This is a genomic window from Thalassobacillus devorans (genome assembly GCF_900176565.1).
Classification (GTDB): domain Bacteria; phylum Bacillota; class Bacilli; order Bacillales; family Halobacillaceae; genus Thalassobacillus; species Thalassobacillus devorans_A.
Map to the genome: position 1 here is coordinate 1,037,053 of NZ_FXEH01000006.1, position 22,687 is coordinate 1,059,739.

27 protein-coding genes are annotated in these 22,687 nt (G+C 43.6%); all 27 read left to right on the plus strand.

The window, feature by feature from the left end; genetic code table 11:
- Positions 1-62 precede the first annotated feature (62 nt).
- The 27 genes from topA (at position 63) to fliQ (ending at position 22,687) form a co-directional block, all read left to right on the plus strand.
- Positions 63-2,138 carry a type I DNA topoisomerase gene (gene topA / locus B9Y67_RS16155; protein ID WP_085508251.1) on the plus strand — a complete coding sequence of 692 codons (2,076 nt, stop codon included), beginning with the start codon at positions 63-65 and terminating at the stop codon, positions 2,136-2,138.
- Between the two features lie 151 nt (positions 2,139-2,289).
- Positions 2,290-3,597: an FADH(2)-oxidizing methylenetetrahydrofolate--tRNA-(uracil(54)-C(5))-methyltransferase TrmFO gene (trmFO, locus tag B9Y67_RS16160; RefSeq protein WP_085508253.1), complete on the plus strand. Its 1,308-nt coding sequence runs from the start codon at positions 2,290-2,292 to the stop codon at positions 3,595-3,597.
- A 64-nt stretch (positions 3,598-3,661) separates the two neighbouring features.
- On the plus strand, positions 3,662-4,570 hold the full coding sequence (gene xerC, locus B9Y67_RS16165) for a tyrosine recombinase XerC (RefSeq protein WP_085508256.1): 909 nt from the start codon (positions 3,662-3,664) through the stop codon (positions 4,568-4,570).
- A 13-nt stretch (positions 4,571-4,583) separates the two neighbouring features.
- On the plus strand, positions 4,584-5,129 hold the full coding sequence (hslV, locus tag B9Y67_RS16170; protein WP_085508258.1) for an ATP-dependent protease subunit HslV: 546 nt from the start codon (positions 4,584-4,586) through the stop codon (positions 5,127-5,129).
- A gap of 13 nt (positions 5,130-5,142) precedes the next feature.
- Complete coding sequence (gene hslU / locus B9Y67_RS16175) at positions 5,143-6,537, plus strand: HslU--HslV peptidase ATPase subunit (protein ID WP_085508261.1); 1,395 nt, start codon at positions 5,143-5,145, stop codon at positions 6,535-6,537.
- 30 nt (positions 6,538-6,567) lie between these two features.
- A complete protein-coding gene (codY, locus tag B9Y67_RS16180) occupies positions 6,568-7,347 on the plus strand; it encodes a GTP-sensing pleiotropic transcriptional regulator CodY (protein ID WP_028782780.1) in 780 nt (259 codons plus the stop codon).
- Between the two features lie 439 nt (positions 7,348-7,786).
- Positions 7,787-8,188, plus strand: a complete 402-nt coding sequence (flgB, locus tag B9Y67_RS16185; RefSeq protein WP_085508263.1) for a flagellar basal body rod protein FlgB — start codon at positions 7,787-7,789, stop codon at positions 8,186-8,188.
- A gap of 1 nt (position 8,189) precedes the next feature.
- Positions 8,190-8,648: a flagellar basal body rod protein FlgC gene (gene flgC / locus B9Y67_RS16190; protein ID WP_085508266.1), complete on the plus strand. Its 459-nt coding sequence runs from the start codon at positions 8,190-8,192 to the stop codon at positions 8,646-8,648.
- A gap of 14 nt (positions 8,649-8,662) precedes the next feature.
- Entirely contained in the window at positions 8,663-8,968 is a 306-nt protein-coding gene (gene fliE / locus B9Y67_RS16195) for a flagellar hook-basal body complex protein FliE (protein WP_085508268.1), read from the plus strand.
- A 64-nt stretch (positions 8,969-9,032) separates the two neighbouring features.
- A complete protein-coding gene (gene fliF, locus B9Y67_RS16200) occupies positions 9,033-10,634 on the plus strand; it encodes a flagellar basal-body MS-ring/collar protein FliF (RefSeq protein WP_085508271.1) in 1,602 nt (533 codons plus the stop codon).
- A gap of 12 nt (positions 10,635-10,646) precedes the next feature.
- A complete protein-coding gene (fliG, locus tag B9Y67_RS16205; RefSeq protein ID WP_085508273.1) occupies positions 10,647-11,657 on the plus strand; it encodes a flagellar motor switch protein FliG in 1,011 nt (336 codons plus the stop codon).
- On the plus strand, positions 11,650-12,411 hold the full coding sequence (gene fliH / locus B9Y67_RS16210; protein WP_176224028.1) for a flagellar assembly protein FliH: 762 nt from the start codon (positions 11,650-11,652) through the stop codon (positions 12,409-12,411). The genes fliG and fliH overlap by 8 nt, the downstream gene beginning before the upstream one ends.
- Entirely contained in the window at positions 12,404-13,711 is a 1,308-nt protein-coding gene (gene fliI / locus B9Y67_RS16215; RefSeq protein ID WP_085508278.1) for a flagellar protein export ATPase FliI, read from the plus strand. The genes fliH and fliI overlap by 8 nt, the downstream gene beginning before the upstream one ends.
- A gap of 5 nt (positions 13,712-13,716) precedes the next feature.
- Positions 13,717-14,166 carry a flagellar export protein FliJ gene (fliJ, locus tag B9Y67_RS16220; RefSeq protein ID WP_176224029.1) on the plus strand — a complete coding sequence of 150 codons (450 nt, stop codon included), beginning with the start codon at positions 13,717-13,719 and terminating at the stop codon, positions 14,164-14,166.
- A 4-nt stretch (positions 14,167-14,170) separates the two neighbouring features.
- Positions 14,171-14,752, plus strand: a complete 582-nt coding sequence (locus B9Y67_RS16225) for a MotE family protein (protein ID WP_085508283.1) — start codon at positions 14,171-14,173, stop codon at positions 14,750-14,752.
- A gap of 35 nt (positions 14,753-14,787) precedes the next feature.
- Positions 14,788-16,050 (plus strand): flagellar hook-length control protein FliK, encoded by a 1,263-nt coding sequence (locus tag B9Y67_RS16230; RefSeq protein WP_085508285.1) that lies wholly within the window; start codon positions 14,788-14,790, stop codon positions 16,048-16,050.
- Between the two features lie 9 nt (positions 16,051-16,059).
- A complete protein-coding gene (flgD, locus tag B9Y67_RS16235) occupies positions 16,060-16,491 on the plus strand; it encodes a flagellar hook assembly protein FlgD (protein ID WP_085508287.1) in 432 nt (143 codons plus the stop codon).
- Positions 16,492-16,503: 12 nt separating this feature from the next.
- Positions 16,504-16,875 (plus strand): TIGR02530 family flagellar biosynthesis protein, encoded by a 372-nt coding sequence (locus tag B9Y67_RS16240; RefSeq protein ID WP_085508289.1) that lies wholly within the window; start codon positions 16,504-16,506, stop codon positions 16,873-16,875.
- Positions 16,876-16,961: 86 nt separating this feature from the next.
- Entirely contained in the window at positions 16,962-17,774 is an 813-nt protein-coding gene (gene flgG, locus B9Y67_RS16245; protein WP_085508291.1) for a flagellar basal body rod protein FlgG, read from the plus strand.
- Positions 17,775-17,820: 46 nt separating this feature from the next.
- Positions 17,821-18,036, plus strand: coding sequence for a flagellar FlbD family protein (locus B9Y67_RS16250; RefSeq protein ID WP_085508293.1), 216 nt, complete (start codon positions 17,821-17,823; stop codon positions 18,034-18,036).
- Positions 18,033-18,455: a flagellar basal body-associated protein FliL gene (fliL, locus tag B9Y67_RS16255; RefSeq protein WP_085508295.1), complete on the plus strand. Its 423-nt coding sequence runs from the start codon at positions 18,033-18,035 to the stop codon at positions 18,453-18,455. Before B9Y67_RS16250 ends, fliL begins: the two co-directional genes overlap by 4 nt.
- A gap of 34 nt (positions 18,456-18,489) precedes the next feature.
- A complete protein-coding gene (gene fliM, locus B9Y67_RS16260) occupies positions 18,490-19,494 on the plus strand; it encodes a flagellar motor switch protein FliM (protein ID WP_085508296.1) in 1,005 nt (334 codons plus the stop codon).
- Positions 19,484-20,665, plus strand: coding sequence for a flagellar motor switch phosphatase FliY (gene fliY, locus B9Y67_RS16265; RefSeq protein WP_085508298.1), 1,182 nt, complete (start codon positions 19,484-19,486; stop codon positions 20,663-20,665). Before fliM ends, fliY begins: the two co-directional genes overlap by 11 nt.
- A 22-nt stretch (positions 20,666-20,687) precedes the next feature.
- On the plus strand, positions 20,688-21,050 hold the full coding sequence (locus tag B9Y67_RS16270) for a response regulator (RefSeq protein ID WP_085508300.1): 363 nt from the start codon (positions 20,688-20,690) through the stop codon (positions 21,048-21,050).
- A gap of 34 nt (positions 21,051-21,084) precedes the next feature.
- Positions 21,085-21,741 (plus strand): flagellar biosynthetic protein FliO, encoded by a 657-nt coding sequence (locus tag B9Y67_RS16275; RefSeq protein WP_176224030.1) that lies wholly within the window; start codon positions 21,085-21,087, stop codon positions 21,739-21,741.
- Positions 21,734-22,399: a flagellar type III secretion system pore protein FliP gene (fliP, locus tag B9Y67_RS16280; RefSeq protein WP_085508304.1), complete on the plus strand. Its 666-nt coding sequence runs from the start codon at positions 21,734-21,736 to the stop codon at positions 22,397-22,399. The genes B9Y67_RS16275 and fliP overlap by 8 nt, the downstream gene beginning before the upstream one ends.
- Positions 22,400-22,417: 18 nt before the next feature.
- Positions 22,418-22,687, plus strand: coding sequence for a flagellar biosynthesis protein FliQ (gene fliQ, locus B9Y67_RS16285; protein WP_085508306.1), 270 nt, complete (start codon positions 22,418-22,420; stop codon positions 22,685-22,687).

The following is a 22,687-nucleotide window of genomic DNA, read 5'->3' on the forward strand; positions in this document are numbered from 1 at the left end:
AATAGGGAAAGTTTATCAAAGAAATTGCATAAGGTGCACACACCTCTATGGGAGGAACAGTAATGGCAGATTATCTAGTTATCGTCGAATCACCTGCAAAAGCTAAAACAATCGAGAAATACTTAGGAAAAAAGTATAAAGTAAAGGCTTCTTTAGGTCATATCCGTGACTTGCCTAAAAGTCAGATGGGTGTAGATGTCGACAAAGAATTTGAACCAAAATATATAACGATCCGCGGGAAAGGTCCCGTTCTTAAAGAATTGAAAACAGCAGCTAAAAAAGCCAAGCGCGTCTATCTCGCTGCCGACCCCGACAGAGAAGGGGAAGCGATTGCCTGGCATTTGGCTCATAGCCTTGAAATAGATGACAAAACAGAATGTCGTGTGGTCTTTAATGAAATTACGAAAGACGCCGTAAAAAATTCATTCAAGAATCCCCGCACCATCGATATGGACCGTGTCGATGCTCAGCAGGCGAGACGTATCCTGGATAGATTGGTAGGGTACAACATTAGCCCAATTCTGTGGAAAAAAGTTAAAAAAGGCCTGAGTGCCGGCCGGGTACAATCGGTCGCGGTGCGGTTGATCATCGATAGAGAGAACGAAATTAACAAGTTCCAGCCAGAAGAATATTGGTCCATTGACGGCTCTTTCCTAAAAGAGAAAGAAAAATTCTCTGGTGCCTTTTATGGGATAGACGGGAAAAAGCAGGAATTGAAAACCAAACAGGACGTAGACCAGGTCCTTCAGAAAATGAAGGGCAAGGATTTCCAAATTGATAAAGTGAATAAACGGGAACGCAGAAGAAACCCTTCGGTACCGTTTACGACTTCTTCGCTTCAACAAGAGGCGGCGCGGAAACTGAATTTCCGTGCAAAAAAGACAATGATGATCGCCCAGCAATTATATGAAGGTATTGAACTGGGAAAAAAAGAAGGTACCGTTGGTTTGATCACCTATATGCGTACAGACTCCACACGTCTATCGGATTCGGCTCAGAACGAAGCTAAAAGCTATATCGAGGATAAGTTTGGTAATGAGTACCTGGGCGGTAGTAAGAAGAAGAAACAGAAGGAAGGCGCCCAGGATGCCCACGAGGCCATCCGTCCGACCTCTGCCGTACGGGACCCCAAAAAAATGAAAAGTATTTTGTCCCGTGATCAATATCGACTATATAAGTTGATTTGGGACCGCTTCATCGCTAGCCAGATGGCGCCTGCAGTTTTGGATACGATGACTGTGCATATGACCAACCAGGGGGTTGAGTTCCGTGCTACGGGATCCAAGGTGAAATTCCAGGGTTTCATGAAAGTATATGTGGAAGGCCGGGATGACAACAAAAAAGAGGAAGATAAAATGCTGCCGGAGCTGGAAGAAGGAATGACCGTCAAAGCAGATGAAATCGAACCGAATCAGCATTTTACCCAGCCTCCTCCCCGTTACACGGAAGCGAGATTGGTCAAAACATTGGAAGAGTTGGGAATCGGAAGACCTTCCACCTATGCTCCGACTTTGGATACCATTCAGCGCAGAGGCTACGTCGCACTCGATAATAAACGATTTGTGCCAACAGAACTGGGCAGTATTGTTCATGAATCCATCGAGGAATACTTCCCGGAGATTATTGATGTCGATTTCACTGCCAAGATGGAAGAAGATCTCGATGCAGTGGAAGAAGGAAACGTAGAATGGGTAAAAATCATCAAAGACTTTTACACAGGATTTGAACCCAGACTGGAAAAAGCTGAAAAAGAGATGGAAAAAGTAGAAATCAAAGATGAACCTGCCGGCGTCGACTGTGAGAAGTGCGGGCATGAAATGGTCTATAAAATGGGGCGTTATGGAAAATTTCTTGCTTGTTCCAACTTTCCTGACTGCCGGAACACAAAGCCGATTTTAAAGAAAGTCGGCGTCACCTGTCCGAAGTGTAAAGAGGGAGAAGTAGTGGAAAGGAAAAGCAAGAAACGCCGGACTTTTTATGGCTGCGAACGTTATCCTGATTGTGACTTCATTTCCTGGGATAAGCCGATCAGTCGTCCTTGTCCAAAGTGCAGCTCCCTGCTTGTTGAGAAAAAGTCGAAAAAAGGTGTGCAAATCCAGTGTACGGAATGTGATTATAAAGAAGAACCTCAAAAGTAAGCGCAAAATTTGCGCTTGCTTTTTCTTTTTGGTATGTATGATAGGAGTGAACCATGTTTGTAATATCTTATTGACACCAGTTGACCGTATCGATATAATTACCGAATGGTAAGGAGATATACTTGACACGAATTTGAAAGGAGCATGTCTGATGACGACACAACATGTGACAGTAATCGGCGCCGGTCTGGCAGGAAGTGAAGCGGCATGGCAGCTTGCCAAGCGAGGCATCCAAGTACATTTGTACGAAATGAGGCCATCGAAACAGACCCCGGCTCACCATACAGATAAATTTGCAGAACTCGTCTGCAGTAACTCCCTGCGGGCCAATTCCCTGACCAATGCAGTGGGGGTCATTAAAGAAGAAATGCGCAGCTTGGATTCAATTATCATACAAGCGGCTGATCAGTCACAAGTTCCTGCCGGAGGAGCGCTTGCTGTGGATCGCCACGAATTTGCGGGCTATGTGACGGAGCATGTGAAAAACCACCCGAACGTAACCGTATATAATGAAGAAATTGGAAATATCCCAACCGATGGCCCCGTGATTGTTGCCACCGGACCATTGACCTCCGAGTCATTATCCAGCCATTTGAAAGAAATGACAGGTGAGGAATACTTATACTTTTATGATGCAGCTGCTCCAATTATAGAAAAAGATTCGATTGATATGGACAAAGTCTATCTGAAATCACGCTACGATAAAGGTGAAGCGGCATATCTGAACTGCCCGATGACAGAAGAAGAATTTGACCGATTCTACGAAGCTCTGACTTCTGCTGACACCGTACCATTAAAAGAGTTCGAAAAAGAGATTTTCTTTGAAGGCTGCATGCCTATCGAAGTAATGGCCCAGCGCGGGAAAAAGACCATGACATTCGGCCCGTTGAAGCCTGTAGGTTTAGAAGACCCGAAAACAGGTAACACTCCTTATGCAGTCGTCCAATTACGTCAGGATGATGCAGCTGGAACATTATATAATATGGTAGGTTTCCAAACCCACCTGAAATGGGGAGCGCAAAAAGAAGTGTTCCGAATGATCCCTGGTCTGGAAAATGCTGAAATTGTCCGCTATGGCGTCATGCATCGGAATACATTCATTAATTCCCCGAATCTACTTAAAGCAACTTACCAATATAAAGATAGAGATGATTTATTTTTTGCGGGACAAATGACAGGAGTGGAAGGCTACGTTGAATCTGCTGCTGCAGGTCTCATCGCCGGCATCAATGCTGCTCGCCTCGTCGAAGGGAAAGAGCCGGTTGTGCTGCCGCATGAAACGATGATGGGAAGCATGGCTCATTATATTACGACGACGAGCCCGAAGAACTTCCAGCCGATGAATGCAAACTTCGGTCTTATTAAACCGCTGGATAAAAAAATCAAAAATAAAAAAGAAAGAAATGAAGCCTACGCTAACAGAGCCTTGGAGACAATTCAGAATTTTGTTACAATTTAGTTAAAACGATTGCGTTAATTGATTGAATTGTGTTAAAATTTAAACGCCTTGAAGAGGTGGATATATGGACGACTTACAAACAGAAAAACTACTTTTTCTGGAATATCTGCAAATTGAAAAAAATGCATCTTCATTAACGATTCAACACTATGAGAAAGATGTCGATGCATTTTTTCTTTTTATGCAAACAGAAGGTATAGCCAGTATCAAAGAAGTTGATTACCCTTTGATCCGGATATTCCTGACGCAGTTATACCAGCAGAAGCTTTCCCGCAGAAGTGTATCACGGAAGCTTTCCTGTATGCGGTCGTTTTACCGGTTCCTGGAGAGGGAAGGAAAAATTTCCCATAACCCATTCCTCAATGTTTCCCTGCCAAAGGAGGGTAAACCGATTCCAGAATTCTTTTATGAAGAAGAACTGGAGCGGTTATTTTCTGTGAGCGATTTGACTGATCCTCTTGGGCAAAGGAATCAGGCTTTGCTTGAATTGATGTATGGGACGGGAATGCGTGTCAGTGAATGTGTCGGTACCAAAGTAGAGGATATAGATTTTGCTATCGGTACAATTTTGGTAAGGGGAAAAGGGCGAAAGGAAAGGTATGTACCCTTTGGCCAGTTTGCTGAAAGGGCATTGAAGAGGTATATCGAGGATGGACGCGAAAGGCTATCACAAAAAAGCAAAGCCCAGCCAGTTCAGCTGTTTTTGAACGCAAAAGGCGGGGACCTGTCCGATCGCGGTGTACGTCTTATCCTGGATAAACTGGTTGAAAAAGCTGCTATGACTGTCAACATACATCCCCATAAATTAAGGCATAGCTTTGCGACCCATATGCTGAATCAAGGTGCTGATCTACGGGCAGTCCAGGAGCTGCTTGGTCATGAAAATTTATCATCCACACAGATTTATACTCATGTGACGAAGGACCATTTGCGTAAAATATATAGGGATAGTCACCCGAGAGCGAATAAATAGAGGTGAGAAGAGGATGAGTGAGCAATTTCATGCAACGACAATTTTTGCTGTACAGCACAAAGGGCAATGTGCGATGAGCGGCGACGGCCAAGTGACACTTGGCAACCAGGTAGTTATGAAACATACCGCGAAGAAAGTAAGGCGTCTCTTTAAAGGAAAGGTTCTGGCGGGTTTTGCCGGTTCCGTAGCCGATGCTTTCACACTGTTCGAAAAGTTTGAAGCCAACCTGGAAGCTTATGATGGCAATCTTGCCCGGGCGGCGGTGGAATTAGCCAAAGAGTGGCGAAGCGATAAAGTGCTAAGAAAGCTGGAGGCCATGTTGATTGTCATGGATAAAGACAGCATGTTTCTGGTTTCCGGTACTGGAGAAGTGATTGAACCGGATGATGGCATTCTGGCTATTGGTTCCGGAGGCAATTATGCCCTAAGTGCCGGGCGTGCACTGAAACGTTATTCCACAGAAAAAAGTGCCAAAGAAATCGCCCAGGCAGCATTAGAGATCGCTGGAGAAATTTGTGTCTTCACGAATGACCAGATTACCCTCGAGGTCATTGAATAAGGAGGCTGGTGGAATGTCATTTGAATTAACCCCCAGACAAATTGTAGAAAAACTGAATCAATACATCATTGGCCAGAATGATGCCAAAAAATCAGTTGCTGTCGCATTACGGAATCGATACCGCCGTATGAGACTGGATGATCAGCTGCGGGAAGAGATTGTACCGAAAAACATTTTGATGATTGGTCCCACTGGTGTCGGAAAAACCGAAATTGCACGCAGACTTGCCAAACTGGTAGGGGCACCGTTTGTCAAAGTGGAAGCTACTAAATTCACGGAAGTCGGCTATGTCGGACGGGATGTCGAATCAATGGTAAGAGATTTGATGGAAACCGCAGTCCGGATGGTAAAAGAAGAGAAGATGGAAGCCGTTAAAGGACGCGCGGAAGAACAAGCGAACAAGCGGCTTGTAGAGTTGCTGGTTCCATCTAAGAAAAAGCAGGCGAACTTCAAGAACCCTTTTGAAATGCTGTTCAATCAGCAAGGCGGTCAAGAAACCCAGGATACTATGGGTGATGAAGAAGCGGAAGTCGAAAGTAAACGGAAGCGGATAGCCCTGCAGCTGGCAATGGGTGAGTTAGAAGACCGCATTGTCAATGTAGAAGTGGAAGAACAGCAGCCATCCATGTTTGATATGCTCCAGGGTTCAGGAATGGAGCAAATGGGTATGAATATGCAAGATGCTATGAGTCAATTCATGCCGAAGAAAAAGAAGAAACGCCGCCTGCCTGTATCGGAAGCCCGAAAAATACTGACACAGGAAGAAGCGCAAAAATTAATTGATATGGATGAAGTCAGCCAGCAGGCTATTGAAAAAGTAGAACAATCCGGCATGATCTTTATAGATGAAATCGATAAAGTCGCTGCCAAAAGTGATAATCAGGCAAATGTCTCCCGTGAAGGTGTCCAACGTGACATTCTTCCCATTGTAGAAGGATCAACTGTAGTTACCAAGCACGGACCTGTCAAAACCGACCACATTTTATTCGTGGCTGCCGGTGCTTTTCATATGGCTAAGCCTTCGGACCTTATCCCGGAACTGCAGGGAAGGTTTCCGATTCGTGTAGAATTGGAGAAACTTACTGTAGAAGACTTTAAACGGATTTTGAGAGAGCCTTCCAATGCACTTTTAAAACAATATGAAGCTTTATTGGAAACAGAAGGTATAAAGGTTGAATTTTCTGACGAAGCTGTAACTAAGCTAGCAGAAATCGCCTTTGAAGTTAATCAGGACACAGATAATATCGGCGCGCGAAGACTGCACACAATTCTCGAAAAATTGCTGGAGGATTTATCGTTTGAAGCTCCCGATGTAACGATGGACACGATAAAAATCACCCCACAATACGTCGATGAAAAACTTAGCAGCATCGTGAAAAATAAAGATTTAAGCCGGTTTATCCTTTAGTAAGCGAGTAAAGTTAGGAGGAAAAGAAACATGCAATTATTAGAACGTGCCAGAAAAATCAACTCTATGTTACAGAAAACAACAGGGAAATCAGTTAATTTCAATGACATGTCAGCCACTTTGCGCGATGTCATTGGGGCCAACATTTTTATTTTGAGCCGCCGAGGTAAGCTATTAGGTTTTGCGATTAAACAGGAAATTGAAAATGAGCGTATGAAAGCGATGCTTTCTGAACGTCAGTTCCCGGAAGCGTATACCCAAAATCTATTCACCATCCAGGAAACAACTGCCAATATTGATATTGATAGTGAATATACCGCATTTCCTGTAGAAAACAGGGAACTTTTTGAAAATGGTCTCACAACTATCGTACCGATTATCGGGGGCGGGGAACGCCTTGGAACATTGATCCTCAGCCGCCTGAGTGACAGTTTTGAAGAAGATGATCTGTTGCTTGCTGAATACGGGGCTACGGTGGTAGGAATGGAAATCCTTCATGAAAAGACCGAAGAAATCGAACAAGAGGCAAGAAGTAAGGCTGTTGTTCAGATGGCAATCAGTTCCTTGTCTTATAGTGAACTGGAGGCGATTGAACATATTTTTGAGGAACTGGAAGGGAACGAAGGGCTGCTTGTTGCCAGCAAGATCGCGGATCGTGTCGGCATCACCAGATCCGTCATCGTTAACGCATTACGTAAATTAGAAAGTGCCGGAGTTATAGAATCCCGTTCCCTTGGAATGAAAGGTACCTATATCAAAGTGCTCAATAACAATTTCTTAGTCGAACTTCAAAAACTTCGTACAAATTAATAGAAAAGATCAAAAAAGTACAGTTTCGTGAAATAACTTCAAAAGCTCAGAGTCGATAATGACTCTGAGCTTTATTTATGCCGGGCTGCCTCTTCAATAACTAATAATTACTCGCTCTATTAAATCTGCAAAGCTAACGTAGTCTATGTCTGAAAAATATCCTCTCTATGTTCACAAATGGTAGATTCCTTTTGTTTATGTTGTGTGTCATAATATTGGTAAGGTGTTCATTATTCGGCAAAATCCTACAATATTCCTACATAAAGTTTTTAATGTAAAAATATGTATAATAATTAATTAAAAGTACCCGGTAATATAGTCATTTTCTGTAAGGTTTCATAACATATTGACGAATTCGCATAGACAACGTGTCATTAATTTCTTACAATGTGTTGGTAGGTTATGGGACCATGTCCATAAATCAGGAGGTAGAAGAAAGATGAATTTATTTGGAGGTACCATCCAGACACTGGAGCATTCCTTAAACTACGCATCTAAGAAAAACAATACGATTGCAAACAATATTGCGAATGTAGATACTCCAGGCTTTAAGGCTAAGAAGGTTTTATTCAAAGAAGTACTGGCTGAAAAACAGAAAGAAAGTATTTCAGGGATTCGCACACACCCTCAACACCTTCCGATTGGCGGAGCTTCCGATGGTCCAATGGCTTATAAGGTAGTGAAAGATAACGGGACTGCCTATAATCACAACGGAAATAATGTGGATATCGACAAAGAAATGAATGAGCTCGCAAAAAACCAGCTCTTTTATCAATCAATGGTCGATCGTTTAAATGGAAAGTTTCGGAGTCTGGAAACTGTAATCAAGGGAGGTAGATAGTGTGAGTATTTTTCAGTCTATGAATACGAGTGCAAGTGCGCTGACTGCCCAGCGTTTACGAATGGACACGATATCTTCCAACATTGCTAATGCGGAGACCACCAGGGCCCGATTGGATGAAAACGGAGATTGGCAGCCCTATCGACGTAAACAGGTGGTTTTTGAATCTGGCCAGAAAAGCTTCGGTACATTTTTAAAGAAAGCGACAGCAGCGTCCGCTGATTCAGCAGAAGGATTACGTGTCAGTGAAATCCGGGAAGATGACAAAGAGCCCTTCAAAATGGAGCATAATCCCACTCACCCTGATGCGGACGAAGACGGCTATGTAAGGTTACCTAATGTCGATCCGCTAAGGGAAATGGTCGATTTAATGAGCGCTACCCGCTCTTATGAAGCCAACATTACTTCCATTAACGCGTCAAAGTCAATGTTGATGAAAGCGTTAGAAATCGGAAAATAAGGCAGGTGAAAGACATGACCAATTTATCCGCAGTTAATCAAGTGTCTCCATTTCTAAACAAGTCACAGACAAACCTAAAGAATACTCCCGCTGAGGCCCATAGTGCTTTTGCCTCCGACTTGAAAAAAGCGATAGCTGGTGTGAACAGCAGCCAGAAACTGTCGGATCAAAAAACAGAAGCCTTGGCAAAAGGAAAAATCAATGATTTGCATGACGTTATGACAACTGCACAAAAAGCGAGTATCACTTTACAGACCTCGGTAGAAGTCCAGGGTAAAGTGATAGAAGCCTATCGCGAAATTATGCGGATGCAAGTGTAATTCCGATCTATCGCGATTCGACATTATATTATTCTGATGAAGTGTGTGTTTTATGGGGGCAATTATGAGAAAAAATTTATTAATTTTCAAAGAATCTGTTTCGAACTTTTGGAAAGAACGGACGAAAGCTCAAAAAGGAACCCTGATTGGTTCGGTACTGATCTTTTTTATCGCTTTGCTTTTGATAAGTGTTTTATCTTCAAAGAGCAACATGGTCCCCCTTTACCAAAACCTTTCTTTACAGGAAATCGGTCTTATGAAAACGGAACTGGATGCACGCAATACTCCCTATAAGTTGACGGAAGGCGGTACAACCATACTGGTGCCGGAATCGCAGGTCGATACACTTTTAGTAGAGTTAGCTGCGGCAGGGCTTCCCAAAAACGGCAGTATCGATTATTCCTTTTTTAGTGAAAACACATCCTGGGGGATGACAGACAACGAATTCGACATGATCAAACTGGATACCATGCAGACCGAATTGGCTAATTTAATGATTGGAATTGAAGGGATCCAGGACGCGCAAGTAATGATCAATCAGCCGCCCGAACCAGTATTTATCGGAGATGAAAACCAGGAGTCCACAGCATCTATCGTATTACATACAACGCCAGGTTATCAGTTCAAAGATAATCAGCTGCAAGGTCTTTATAACCTTGTTTCCAAATCAGTACCAAATCTATCTACTGACAATATCGTCATCATGAATCAATACTTTGAGTATTACGATCTAAATAATTCAGATTCACTGGCGAGTGGAGATACATATACCCAACAGCAAAACATCAAGAAAGATATTGAGCGGGATATCCAGCGCCGCGTCCAGCAAATGCTGGGCACCATGATCGGTATGGATAAAGTAGTGGCCTCTGTCACAACAGATATCGATTTCACACAGGAAAACCGGATAGAAGAATTAGTAGAGCCGGTCGATCCAGATACGATGGAAGGCCTTCCTGTCAGCGTGGAACGCTTAACAGAAACCTATACCGGCAATCCACCGATAGAAGGCGGTGTACCTGCAGGAGAGGAAGACGTGCCGGGTTACAATGCAGAAGAAGAGGCCGGCGAAGGAGATTATGAGATGGTCAAAGAGACCATTAATAACGAGTTTGACCGGATTCAACGGGAAATCGTCGAAAGTCCATATAAAATCAGGGACATTGGTATACAGGTAGCCATTGACACTTCAAAAGGTACGGATGAAGCTGGGGAGGTTCAACTTTTATCTCAACAGGAACAAGCAACTGTAGAAGCCAGTGTCACCTCACTGCTCGATTCGATTATATCTACCTCTGTTGCAGCCCCATATGAAGTGAGTTCACCTGGAGAAAAGGTGTCGATTGTCTTTCAGGAATTCAGCGGAGCGGAAGCGAAAGCACCTGCTTCACCTGTGATCCCGCTATGGGCATATATTGCCGGGGGCATATTGCTCGTTATCGTACTCACGTTATTATGGGTGTTATTCCGTAAAAATCGTGAAGAGGAGTACGAAGAAGAAAGCTATCAGGAATTTATCCAGGAACCGGCGGAAGAACCTATCCCTGAGCTGGATGTCGAAAAAGACACTGAGGAAACAAAAAAACGTAAACAGCTGGAACGAATGGCCAAAGAAAAGCCGGAGGATTTCGCCAAGCTATTAAGGTCCTGGATTGCGGAAGATTAGGGGGAATATTAGATGCCTAAAAGAAAGACATTGACGGGGAAACAAAAAGCAGCGATTCTTTTAATTTCTCTCGGACCAGATGTTTCTGCACAAGTATACAAACATTTATCAGAAGAAGAAATTGAAGAGTTGACCCTGGAGATCTCTTCTGTCCAGAAGGTCGATGCGAAACAAAAAGAAGCCATTCTGGAACAATTCCACCAGCTTGCTTTAGCGCGGGATTACATTACCCAGGGCGGGGTCGGTTATGCAAGAACGGTGCTTGAGAAAGCGATGGGAGAAAACGAGGCTTCTAATATTATCGGGAGACTCACCTCTACTTTGCAGGTAAGGCCGTTTGACTTTGCGAGGAAAGCAGACCCGCATCAAATTTTAAATTTCATCCAGAATGAGCACCCACAGACGATTGCGCTCGTATTATCCTATTTGGATTCAGCACAGTCTGCTGAAATCTTATCACAGCTCCCCCAGGAAATGCAGGCGGATATTGCCAAACGAATAGCTTTAATGGATTCGACTTCCCCAGAGGTCATTAATCAAGTAGAACAAATCCTGGAGCGGCATTTATCATCTACAGGGACACAGGATTATACTCAGACGGGTGGAATCCCGGCGGTAGTGGAAGTGCTGAATGGCGTCGATCGAAGTACAGAGCGAACCATTCTCGACGCACTGGAAATCCAGGACCCGGAACTGGCAGAAGAAATCAAGAAACGGATGTTCGTTTTCGAAGATATTGTCACGCTTGATAATCGTGCCATTCAGCGTGTAATCAGAGAGGTGGAAAACGATGACCTGCGTCTGTCGCTGAAAGTAGCAAGCGAAGAAGTGAAAGAGGTTGTCTTTAACAATATGTCCCAGCGAATGGCTGATAACTTTAAAGAGGAAATGGAATTCATGGGGCCGGTACGTTTGAAGGATGTAGAAGAAGCCCAGACACGTACTGTATCAGTCATCAGGCGATTGGAAGAAATTGGTGAAATCGTAATTGCCCGTGGTGGAGGTGACGATATTATTGTCTGAATTTAAATCTGAAGCTAAATCACGTCTTATACGTCTGAGACCAGTATTAGCTTCTGAACAGGAACAAGGTCAGGAGAACCAACCGCAAAATCTGAACCTGGAGACAGAGATAGAAAGGAAATTACAAGAAGCAGAACGAGAACGAAACGCTGCCCGTGTACAGGCAGAGGCCCTGTTAAGAAATACGGAAGCAGAAATAAACGACAAAAAACAAATTTGGGAGCAGGAACGTGTCCAATTGGCAGAAGATGCCAGAAAGGATGGATTCGAACAGGGTTTAAAAGAGGGGAGAAATAAAGGATTTGAGGAATTCGCTCAGCATATTGAGAAGGCTCGCTTGGTAATCGACCAGGCAAAAGAGGAATATCAACAGATTCTAGCATCCAGCGAAACGGACATACTGGATATCGCGGTACAGGCTGCTGAAAAAGTAATATGCCAGCAGCTCACACATAGCCCGGAGAGTTTTATGTCCCTTGTGAAAGGGGTAATAGCGGAAGTTCAAGATCAACCGGAAATTATAATTTCGGTTCATCCTGAGCAATATTCTCTGCTGCTTACACAAAAGCAGGAGTTGGAACCTCTTATTTCCAGTAAATCCAAGCTCACCATTTATCCCCATACCCAACTCGATCCCTACAGTTGTCTGATCGAATCGCCATTCGGAAGAATCGACGCTTCCATTGACAGCCAATTGACAGAGTTGAGGAAACAGCTTGAAGAATTTAATAATGAGGGAAACTCAGATGAATAAGGCAAAACTCCTCACGGCTATCGAACAGATGGATACATATAAACGTTTTGGCAGAATTCATCGGGTAGTAGGGCTGATGATTGAGTCAAAAGGACCGGAAGCGTCGATTGGCGATGTCTGCCTCATTCACTCCCCCAGTAAGAAAAAGATAAAAGCGGAAGTGGTCGGCTTTCACAATGAGAATATCCTATTGATGCCTTTTAAAGAGGTGAAAGATGTTAAACCAGGCAGCCTGGTAGAAGCTACAGGTGCTCCTCTGCTTATCAAGACAGGGACTGGTTTAATTGGGAAGGTTGTCGACGCTTTGGGAAAGCCATTAGATAATCAGCCTCTGCCTGAAGGCCTTCGTTCTTATCCCACCGACCAGGATCCCCCTTCTCCATTATCACGGCCTACCATTAAAGAACCACTGCAGGTTGGCGTAAGGGCGATCGACACGCTTCTAACCGTTGGTAAAGGACAGCGCATTGGCATTTTCGCGGGTAGTGGTGTCGGTAAGAGTACACTGATGGGAATGATTGCAAGAAACAGTTCCGCCACCATTAATGTGATTGCTCTTATTGGCGAACGAGGAAGAGAGGTCAGAGAATTTATTGAAAACGATCTAGGAGAAGCAGGATTGAAAAAATCGATCATTGTTGCAGTTACCTCTGACCAGCCTGCATTGATGAGAATCAAAGGTGCCTATACAGCGACGGCTATCAGTGAATATTTCAGGGATTTGGGCTATCAGGTCAATTTAATGATGGATTCAGTGACAAGGGTGGCAATGGCCCAGCGAGAAGTAGGGCTGGCTACAGGTGAACCTCCTACTACCAAAGGCTATACCCCTTCCGTCTTTGCCATCCTGCCCAGACTGTTAGAGCGCACAGGGACAAGTAACCAGGGAACAATTACAGCATTTTATACCGTCCTCGTAGACGGAGATGATATGAATGAGCCGATCGCTGATACGGTCAGGGGGATATTAGACGGTCATTTCATATTAGATCGAAAGCTGGCAGAACAGAATCACTTTCCTGCTATCAATGTCCTGAAATCCATAAGCAGAGTGATGAACCAGGTAATTGATGAAAGCCACAAACAAGCGGCTGATCGGGTTCGCAACCTGCTTGCCACTTACGAGGAAAATAAGGAATTGATCCAGATTGGTGCCTACAAAACTGGTGCGGACAGACGAGTGGATGAAGCAATTCAGGCTAATGCCACTATCAATGATTTTTTAAGGCAAGGTACCCATGAATCAGCACCTTTTCTTGACACCTTGGACCAGTTTAAACAGTTCAATAGCGGGGGTTAATAAGGGTGGCAAGTATACAAGCTTTTCATAAAATCAGGGATGTTCATGAGAATGATAAGTTAGCAGCACAGGAAACTTACCAGCAGGCTGTAAAGAAGTTTGAAGAGATAGCAGAACATTTATATCGAGTTTTGAAAAAGAAAGAAGAAACCGAGGAGCAGCTGCATGAAAAGATAACAGGTGAAACGTTGACTGCTCACCATTTTGCTCAATTGCAGCATTATATTACACGCCTGGACCAACAGATAGTGCAACTGCAGCCGGAGGTCAATCAGGCGAGAAGTTACATGGAGAACTGCCGAAGGAAAATGACAGAGGCTCATGTAGAAGTGAAAAAGTTCGATAAGTTGATTGATAGAAAAGTGAAACAGTGGCAAGACAGTCAGAAGGAAATAGAGAAAAAGCAGATGGATGAGCTTTCGCTGCGTCAATTTTTATTAGAAAGAAACAGGTGAGATCATGGCAAAAACGTATGATGAAGAATCAAAACAAACGAATAAAGTCCAGTGGTTCTTCTTTGTCATCTTCATTCCTGCTTTATTCGCTATTGCTTTAACATGGATAGTCATGACGATAGCAGGGATAAATGTCGGCGATTGGGCTTCGAAGCATGCCGCTGATGTGCCGGTGATTTCTTCGGTATTCCCTACAGATAATGAAAAAGAACAGGAAGAGCTGATCGGTCAATTACAACATACCCTGGATGAAAAAGAAGCCAAGATTCAGCAGCTGGAACAGGAAAAAGCGGGGCTCAATGCCAACATTGATGAATTGGAACATCAGGTTGGAGATCTGGAAGCCAAACTAACAAAAGCAGAAGATACGGATGAAGAACAAGAAGCTCAGGTTAAGCAAATTTCCTCTTCGTTCCGGGAAGTAGATCCTGAACAAGCAGCCGCTATCATCAAAAATTTAGATCAGCCGGTTGCAGTTACCGTGCTAGTTAATCTTTCCGCCAACGAAAGAGGAGCTATCTTAGGAGAAATGGAGCCCAAAGATGCTGCCAAGTTAACCAGTCTATTACTCACAAATGGAAATTGATAATCTTTCTGATTCTTGAAAGGAGGTGAAATAGGATGGAAGCGAGTCTTATAAAATCAACATCTTCCTTACCAGGCGGTTCTATAACAGCACAGCATCGCCCTCGTGGTCCAGCTCAAACTTTTGCACAGTTAGTATCGAATAGCTTTTCTGCTGGAGAAGGGGAGCAGGAGTATGTTACCTCAACTATAGTAAAAACAGAGGGAGAAGGGAGTTCCGATGCTTCAGAGGTTGTGAAGGAATTGCCGCAATCGGTGCTGGACTACTTGCAGGAAGACAATGGATCCCTCTCTTCCTTGGTGCTCACTGCACAAGATGTGGAACTGCTTCAAATAGAGAAACTCCCACCCGACCTTGAAAACAGCGGTTTTTATGTCAGTTCTGAAGAGGATACAGGCAAAATCATTGCTGAATCAGATGTACTAATCCAGACCAGTGAAGAAAAAGTAATGCCGAGAGATATTCAGTCATTACTCATACATATCAAAGAATTATTACAACAGGCGGGTACTGATTCAGTTAGTGCGTATGGAGGTATAGCGAAAAAGCTGCTTCAATCACTCGAACTATTGACGCAGCAAAGTAAGTTACAGGAACCTGCCGTTTGGAAGAAAGTTGAAACCCTCGAGGGTGATCGGGCTTTACGTGATGTGATCAAATGGTATCAATCACGCACTTCTATGCCAAACGCAGCTTACCACTCCCAGTCACAAGTCACGGCGAAAGATATGAGCAAATGGCTGAAACAGGCGATTAACAAATACAACTTGAATGAGTTATCTGGTACACAACCGGGATCTGTCTCTGCCGGACCACTTTCCAAAGTAGAACAATTTATGATTCGGCTGGACCAAAACCAATCATCGGAAGGGGTGCAAAAGCAGCTGATGCACGCGTTTGAACGCGCCATAAAATCTAGTAACCTGCAACATTTAAAATCTGGCGCAATGGAAATGCAATTGAAGTTGAAGCCTGGAAACTTAGGTGACGTAGTAGTAAAGATGACGCAATTGAATGGAGAAATGGCTGTTAAGATTCTCGTAACTTCTCAGTCGGCTAAAGAAATGCTGGAAGGGAATATCCAGCAGCTTCGACATATGTTCTCCCCTCAACAGGTTGTCATTGAGAAATCAGATATGCATCCTGGACAACAGCAATTCCAATCAAAAGAACAATCATTCAGCGGCCAGGAACGCGACTCTCATTCTAAACATCCTTCAGGAGAGCAAAATTCTGACGGAAGCAAGGAGGAGGATAAGGAAAGCTTTCACGATATATTGGTGAATGAGAAAGTGTAGGTGATAGCCATGACAAAGATAGATCCATCCCTTAATTTACCACAGCAGCCAACCAGGGGATCCACAAGTGCAACATTAGATAAGGATGACTTTTTAAAAATATTAATGACACAACTGCAAACCCAGGACCCAATGAACCCAATGGAGGATAAGGAATTCATTTCTCAAATGGCCAGCTTTTCCAGTTTGGAGCAGATGATGAATATGTCACAAGCAATGGAAAAAATGGCAGACTCCCAGTCATTTGTACCAGTAGTACAGTATAGCTCCCTCATTGGAAAAGAAGTGTCCTATCCTGTGGAAGGTGAATCTGAAACAGAAATGGGAGTGGTTGCAGCTGTCAGCCAAAAAGATGGTGAAACCTGGCTGGAAATGGAGAATGGCACGAAAGTCGATGTCCAGTCCGTTTTGCGGATAAGCCAGTTGCCGAGTGATGTATAGAAAGGGGATTATATGGAACCTCGCATCCATCAGCTGCATCAACCGATGCCCTTACCTAAGGTTAATAAGCAGCAGACTTCCGATACGGGCAGCATTTCTTTCAAAGATGTACTGGCAGATGCCACGCAAGTCAAATTAAGTAAGCATGCCGGAGAACGATTGCAACAAAGAAATATCGTGATTTCCCAAGCGCAATGGGACCGGTTATCTGAAAAGATGCAAGAAGCGAAAAAAAAGGGAATTACCGATTCACTGGTATTGCTTCCAGAGGCGGCTTTACTAGTCAGTACCAAAAATAACACGGTTATAACTGCGATGAACCGTAACGAAGCTTCTTCAAAAATATTTTCAAATATTAATGGCACGATTTTAATGGATGAGTAGGCTGGACCCAGTAAGGGAAGCCGTAGGAACTGCTGACTGATTGAAGCAGTTTGAAAACTTTTAAAAAAGAAAGGAATGTCAGCTGCATGCTACGTTCAATGTACAGTGGAATTTCAGGAATGAAAGGGTTTCAGACAAAACTTGATACGATCGGAAACAATATAGCTAATGTCAACACCTATGGATACAAAAAAGGCCGGACTACCTTCCAGGCAATGATGAGCCAAACGATCAGCGGGGCTCAAGGAGCTGCAGACAATGGGCGTGGGGGTGTCAACCCTTCTCAGGTCGGCCTTGGGTCAAAACTGGGGACAATAGATACCATTCATACACAAGGTAATCGTCAGTCAACAGAACGACCATTGGACCTTGCGATTGAAGGGGACGGTATGTTTGTGCTCTCAGAGACCGGTGAAGGTAATGTTATGAATACCCCCTTGAGCTTTACAAGAGGCGGGAATTTCTATCTCGATGAAAATGGAGATATCGTCAGCGGAAACGGCCAATATTTGGTTGGGGAATCAGGGAAAATCACTATCCCTGAAACTGCGCAGAGCTTTAGTATTCAGAGTGACGGAACAGTTACTTTTGTAGAGGATAATGAAGCCAAAGTGGCTGGACAAATCCAACTGGCTAATTTTTCAAACCCGGATGGGTTAGAAAAAATCGGTTCTAATATGTACCGGGCTACTAATAACTCTGGGGAGTTCGTCGAGTTTGTGACACCAGGGGAAAACGGGGCGGGACAAACAGTCGCTGGTGCGTTGGAAATGTCTAACGTCGATCTTTCGGAAGAATTCACCGAGATGATAACCGCTCAGCGTGGGTTTCAGGCTAATACCAGAATCATAACAACATCAGATGAAATCCTTCAGGAATTGGTCAATTTGAAGCGTTAATATAAGGGAGGAAAGGAGGATTCATTTAAGATGGGTCCTCCATCATATGATCACACTTACACGGCTTAATGGGGAAACATTTCAACTTAATGCGTTGTACATAGAACAAATCCAGTCCTGTCCGGATGCCACCATAACCACCACGACTGGCAAAAAATTAGTGGTCCGGGAAGAAGAACAAATTATCGTCGCTCGTATGAAGCGGTTTTATCAGGACATCGGGCTCACAGGCCAATGGAAGGGAGCTGGAGATCAAGAATGAGTTCCAAACTGCTCACAACAATGGTTATTTCTTTATCAAGTGTTGCTGTTCTCGGAATCGTAGCACTTATACTGGTCTTGAATATGGGAGAGCAGCCACAGGCAGAGGGGAAACGATCCATCGATGATATCATCGAGACCTCTTATGAAACGGAAGAGATAACTACTGATTTAAAGGACAACCGTTTTGTCCGCATCCAATTCCGAATCGTGACGGACAGTAAAGGCGCCCATGAAGAATTGCAAAAAAGGGATTTTCAATTACAGAATGTGTTAATTAAAGAGCTGGCTGCCATGGAAGTCAGCGAGTTCAAAAGCGGCCTTGATGAGTTAGAGGCCAGTTTGAAAACGAAACTGAATGCCATGATGACAGAAGGCAAGGTTACTGAAGTCTATACGATTCAAAAAGTTTTGCAATAAAAAAATCAGTTGTTTATGAACGGAGGTGACACTAGTGGCAGAAGATGTACTTTCTCAAAATGAAATTGATGCACTTCTTTCCGCAATCTCGACCGGAGAGATGAATGCGGAAGAATTAAAGGAAGAACAGCATGAAAAAAGGGTCAGGGTTTACGATTTTAAACGTGCGCTCCGTTTCTCTAAAGATCAGATAAGGAGCCTTTCACGAGTCCATGAAAATTTTGCGAGGCTTTTGACTACTTATTTTTCTGCAAAGCTCCGGACCTATGTACATATAACGGTCGCTTCTGTCGACCAGGCTCCTTATGAAGAATTCATCCGTTCCATACCTAAAATGACAATTTTGAATATATTCAGCCTTCCGCCCTTGGCGGGCCGAATTCTGTTTGAAATCAATCCGAATATCGCATACGCCATGCTGGATCGAGTATTAGGCGGAAGAGGTGCCAGTTTTAACAAAGTTGATAATCTGACGGAAATTGAAACGACAATTATGAAGCAATTGTTTGAGCACGCTGCGGAGAACTTTCAAGAGGCCTGGAGTTCCATAGTAGAAGTGGAACCGACAATGGAAGATTTTGAAGTGAATCCACAGTTTCTTCAATTAGTTTCACCGAATGAAACGGTGGTCATCATTTCTTTGAATATGACAATTGGGGAAACGACTGGAATGGTCAATATTTGTATTCCACATGTCGTTCTGGAGCCAATCATTCCAAAGCTTTCCGTCCATTATTGGATGCAGAACCAACAGCTGACGGAAAGTAAACCGGAAGAGTACCAGGCACTTTCAAAATCTTTGGAAAAAACAACAATTGAAGCGAAAGCGATATTAGGGGAAGCAGAGGTCAGCATTGAAGAATTCATCCAGCTGAAGCCGGATGATGTGATTCAGCTGGATCAGCTGATTAGTGACCCACTTCTTCTGTGTATTGATGAAGAACCTAAGTTTTATGTTCAGCCAGGAAAGAAGCGGAGAAAAATGGCTGTCCAGGTTTTGGAAGAAATCAAAGGGGGGGACGAAGACAATGATGAATGATGATATGTTATCGCAAGATGAAATAGATGCACTGCTCAATGGAAGTAATATGGGTGATGAACCTGGAGAAAGCAAACCTGCTGCCTCAAAACCCCGGATGAACACAGGAGATTTTCTGACCGAACTGGAAAGGGATGCCTTGGGAGAAATTGGAAATATTTCGTTCGGCAGTGCGGCCACCGCATTGTCCACCATATTGAAACAAAAGGTGGAAATCACGGCACCTTCCACGATGGTAATAGACAAGGCGCGGATTCACGAAGAATTCCCTCAGCCCCATGTTGCCATCAAAGTAACCTATACGGAAGGATTTAAAGGGGATAACTTACTAATCATCAGCACAGATGATGCAGGTATTATTGGCGATTTAATGTTGGGTGGGGATGGAACAACTCCTCCGACAGAGCTGGAAGACATGCATAGGAGTGCTGTCCAGGAGGCTATGAACCAGATGATGGGAGCCGCAGCGACAAGCATGTCAACTATTTTTGAAAAGCGGGTAGATATCTCACCTCCAAAAATTGATATGCTCGATCTCCCGGAAGATGAAGGATTAGATTATATTCCTGACGAAAACATCCTCGTCAAAATCTCCTTTAATCTGAAGGTTGGCAATTTAATAGATTCTAATTTCATGCAATTGCTTCCTTATCGTTTTGCGAAAGATTTGGTGGAAAACCTGCTGCAACATGACTCTTCTTCTGAAAGGTCTGTACCAACTCAGGGCAGTGTTTCTTATCCAGGTAAGGAGCAGGACGGAGATACGCCTTTCAGCCATGAGCTAACGGAGGAAGATAAGCAACAGCAGCCTTCCCAGTTATTAGGTACATATGGTAGCCAACAGCAGGAAGCGGAGATTCAATCCGCCCAGTTTTCTGATTTTGGTACGCAGCCACCTGTATCGAAAGAGCTGCGGAACCTGGATATGCTGCTCGATATTCCGTTAAAGGTAACGGTGGAATTAGGCAGAGCAAAACGCACGATAAAGGATATTTTAGAATTATCTTCCGGTTCCGTAGTAGAGCTTGACAAGCTTGCAGGTGAACCTGTTGATATCCATGTCAATAATAAGCTGATTGCCCAAGGGGAAGTCGTTGTCATTGATGAAAATTTCGGTGTAAGGGTAACAGATATATTAAGCCCAAAGGATCGCTTGAAAAAGATTAAATGATAGGATAGAGAAGAGGTTTTGTATGGCTAATAAAATTTTAATTGTAGATGATGCTGCATTTATGCGGATGATGTTAAAAGATATCCTCACTCAACACGGATATGTCGTAGCGGGGGAAGCACAGGATGGGAAAGAAGCCATTGAAAAATTCGAAGAGATTATCCCTGATCTAGTGACTATGGATATCACGATGCCGGAAATGGATGGAATCTCAGCTCTGAAAGTGATTAAGCAGAACCACCCGAACGCAAAAATTATTATGTGTTCAGCAATGGGACAGCAGGCGATGGTCATCGAAGCGATTCAGGCGGGAGCTAAAGATTTCATTGTTAAGCCCTTCCAGGCGGAACGCGTGGTCGAAGCAGTTCAAAAAGCAATAGATTAAGTGAAGAAGTGAGGCTGTTATGTTTATAAATAGAATGATTTTCATGATTGGGGTCCTCTTCCTATTGGTATCATTTCCATTGACTCCGGTAATGGCGACCCCTTCGGTGATTGATTGTACAGAAAACCCTGAATTGGAAGGATGCAAGGAAGCGGGGACAAAGTCCACGGAATCACCGGTTAACCAAAATAGTCAATCGCACGAAATAAGCACAGCCAATGGTTCAATGGCTTGGAATCTTGTCCAGTTACTATTTTCACTCGTGTTGGTCCTTGGATTAATTTACGGTCTCCTGAAGTTTTTTAATCGGAGAAATAAGTTATTCCAGAAAACGCGTAAACTCGAAAATATCGGTGGTCTATCGTTAGGTCCCAGCCGTTCCCTTCAGGTTGTTCGTATCGGGAGTCGTGTCTTGGTAATTGGAGTAGGAGACAATGTTGAAATGATTACAGAAATCACAGATGAACATACAAAAGAGGAGCTATTAAAATCGGAACCGGAGTCGTCAATGGATCAGCGGGTTTTCACGCGGTTCTTTCCAAAGAAGAAAGACAAACGTACTCCTTATGAAGATTCATCCTCTTCCATTCAGTTTCAACAATTGTTTCAGGAAGAGCTGGGGGACCTGAAGGATAAACGTAACCAGCTTTTACATAACAAAAAGCGGGGAGAGGAACAAAACGATGAATGAATTCGTAGAGATCTTTTCCAGCTCAGATCCGGAGAACGTTTCTACAGCTGTCCGTCTCCTTTTGCTGCTTACAGTACTTTCGTTAGCACCAGGTATTTTAATATTGATGACAAGTTTTACGCGTATATTAATCGTATTGTCATTTGTCCGAACTTCACTGGCTACTCAGCAGATGCCTCCTAACCAGGTCCTGATAGGAATAGCGTTGTTCCTGACTTTTTTCATAATGTCTCCCACTTTACAGGAAGTGAACGATCAAGCGCTTCAGCCATTGTTCAATGAAGAAATCACGCTGGACGAAGCTTATGAAGAAGCCGCGGCACCGATGAAGGAGTTTATGGCAAAGCATACACGGCAAAAAGACCTGGCTCTTTTTATGAATTATGCTCAAATGGAACGGCCGGATACGATCCAGGACATCCCGATGACAACCCTTGTCCCGGCATTCGCCATCAGTGAACTGAAGACCGCTTTTCAAATGGGGTTCATGATTTTCGTTCCGTTCCTTGTTATTGATATGGCAGTGGCAAGCGTCTTGATGTCGATGGGGATGATGATGCTGCCGCCAGTCATGATTTCCCTGCCATTCAAAATTCTTTTATTTGTATTGGTTGATGGCTGGTATTTGATTACCCACTCGTTACTGGAAGGGTTTTAGAGACAGGAGGTAGCTTTAATGAACAGTGAAATGGTCATCTCACTGGCGGAAAGAGGAATCTATACGATTTTGATGGTTACAGGTCCGTTATTGATTTTGGCGCTTGGGGTCGGTTTGCTGGTCAGTATTTTCCAGGCTACCACTCAAATACAGGAACAGACACTTGCTTTTATTCCGAAGATTGTAGCTGTTCTTCTTGGTCTTATTTTCTTTGGGCCATGGATGCTTACCCAGGTAGTGGAATTCACGGCAGATATCTTTAGAAATCTTAATATATTGGTAGGTTAA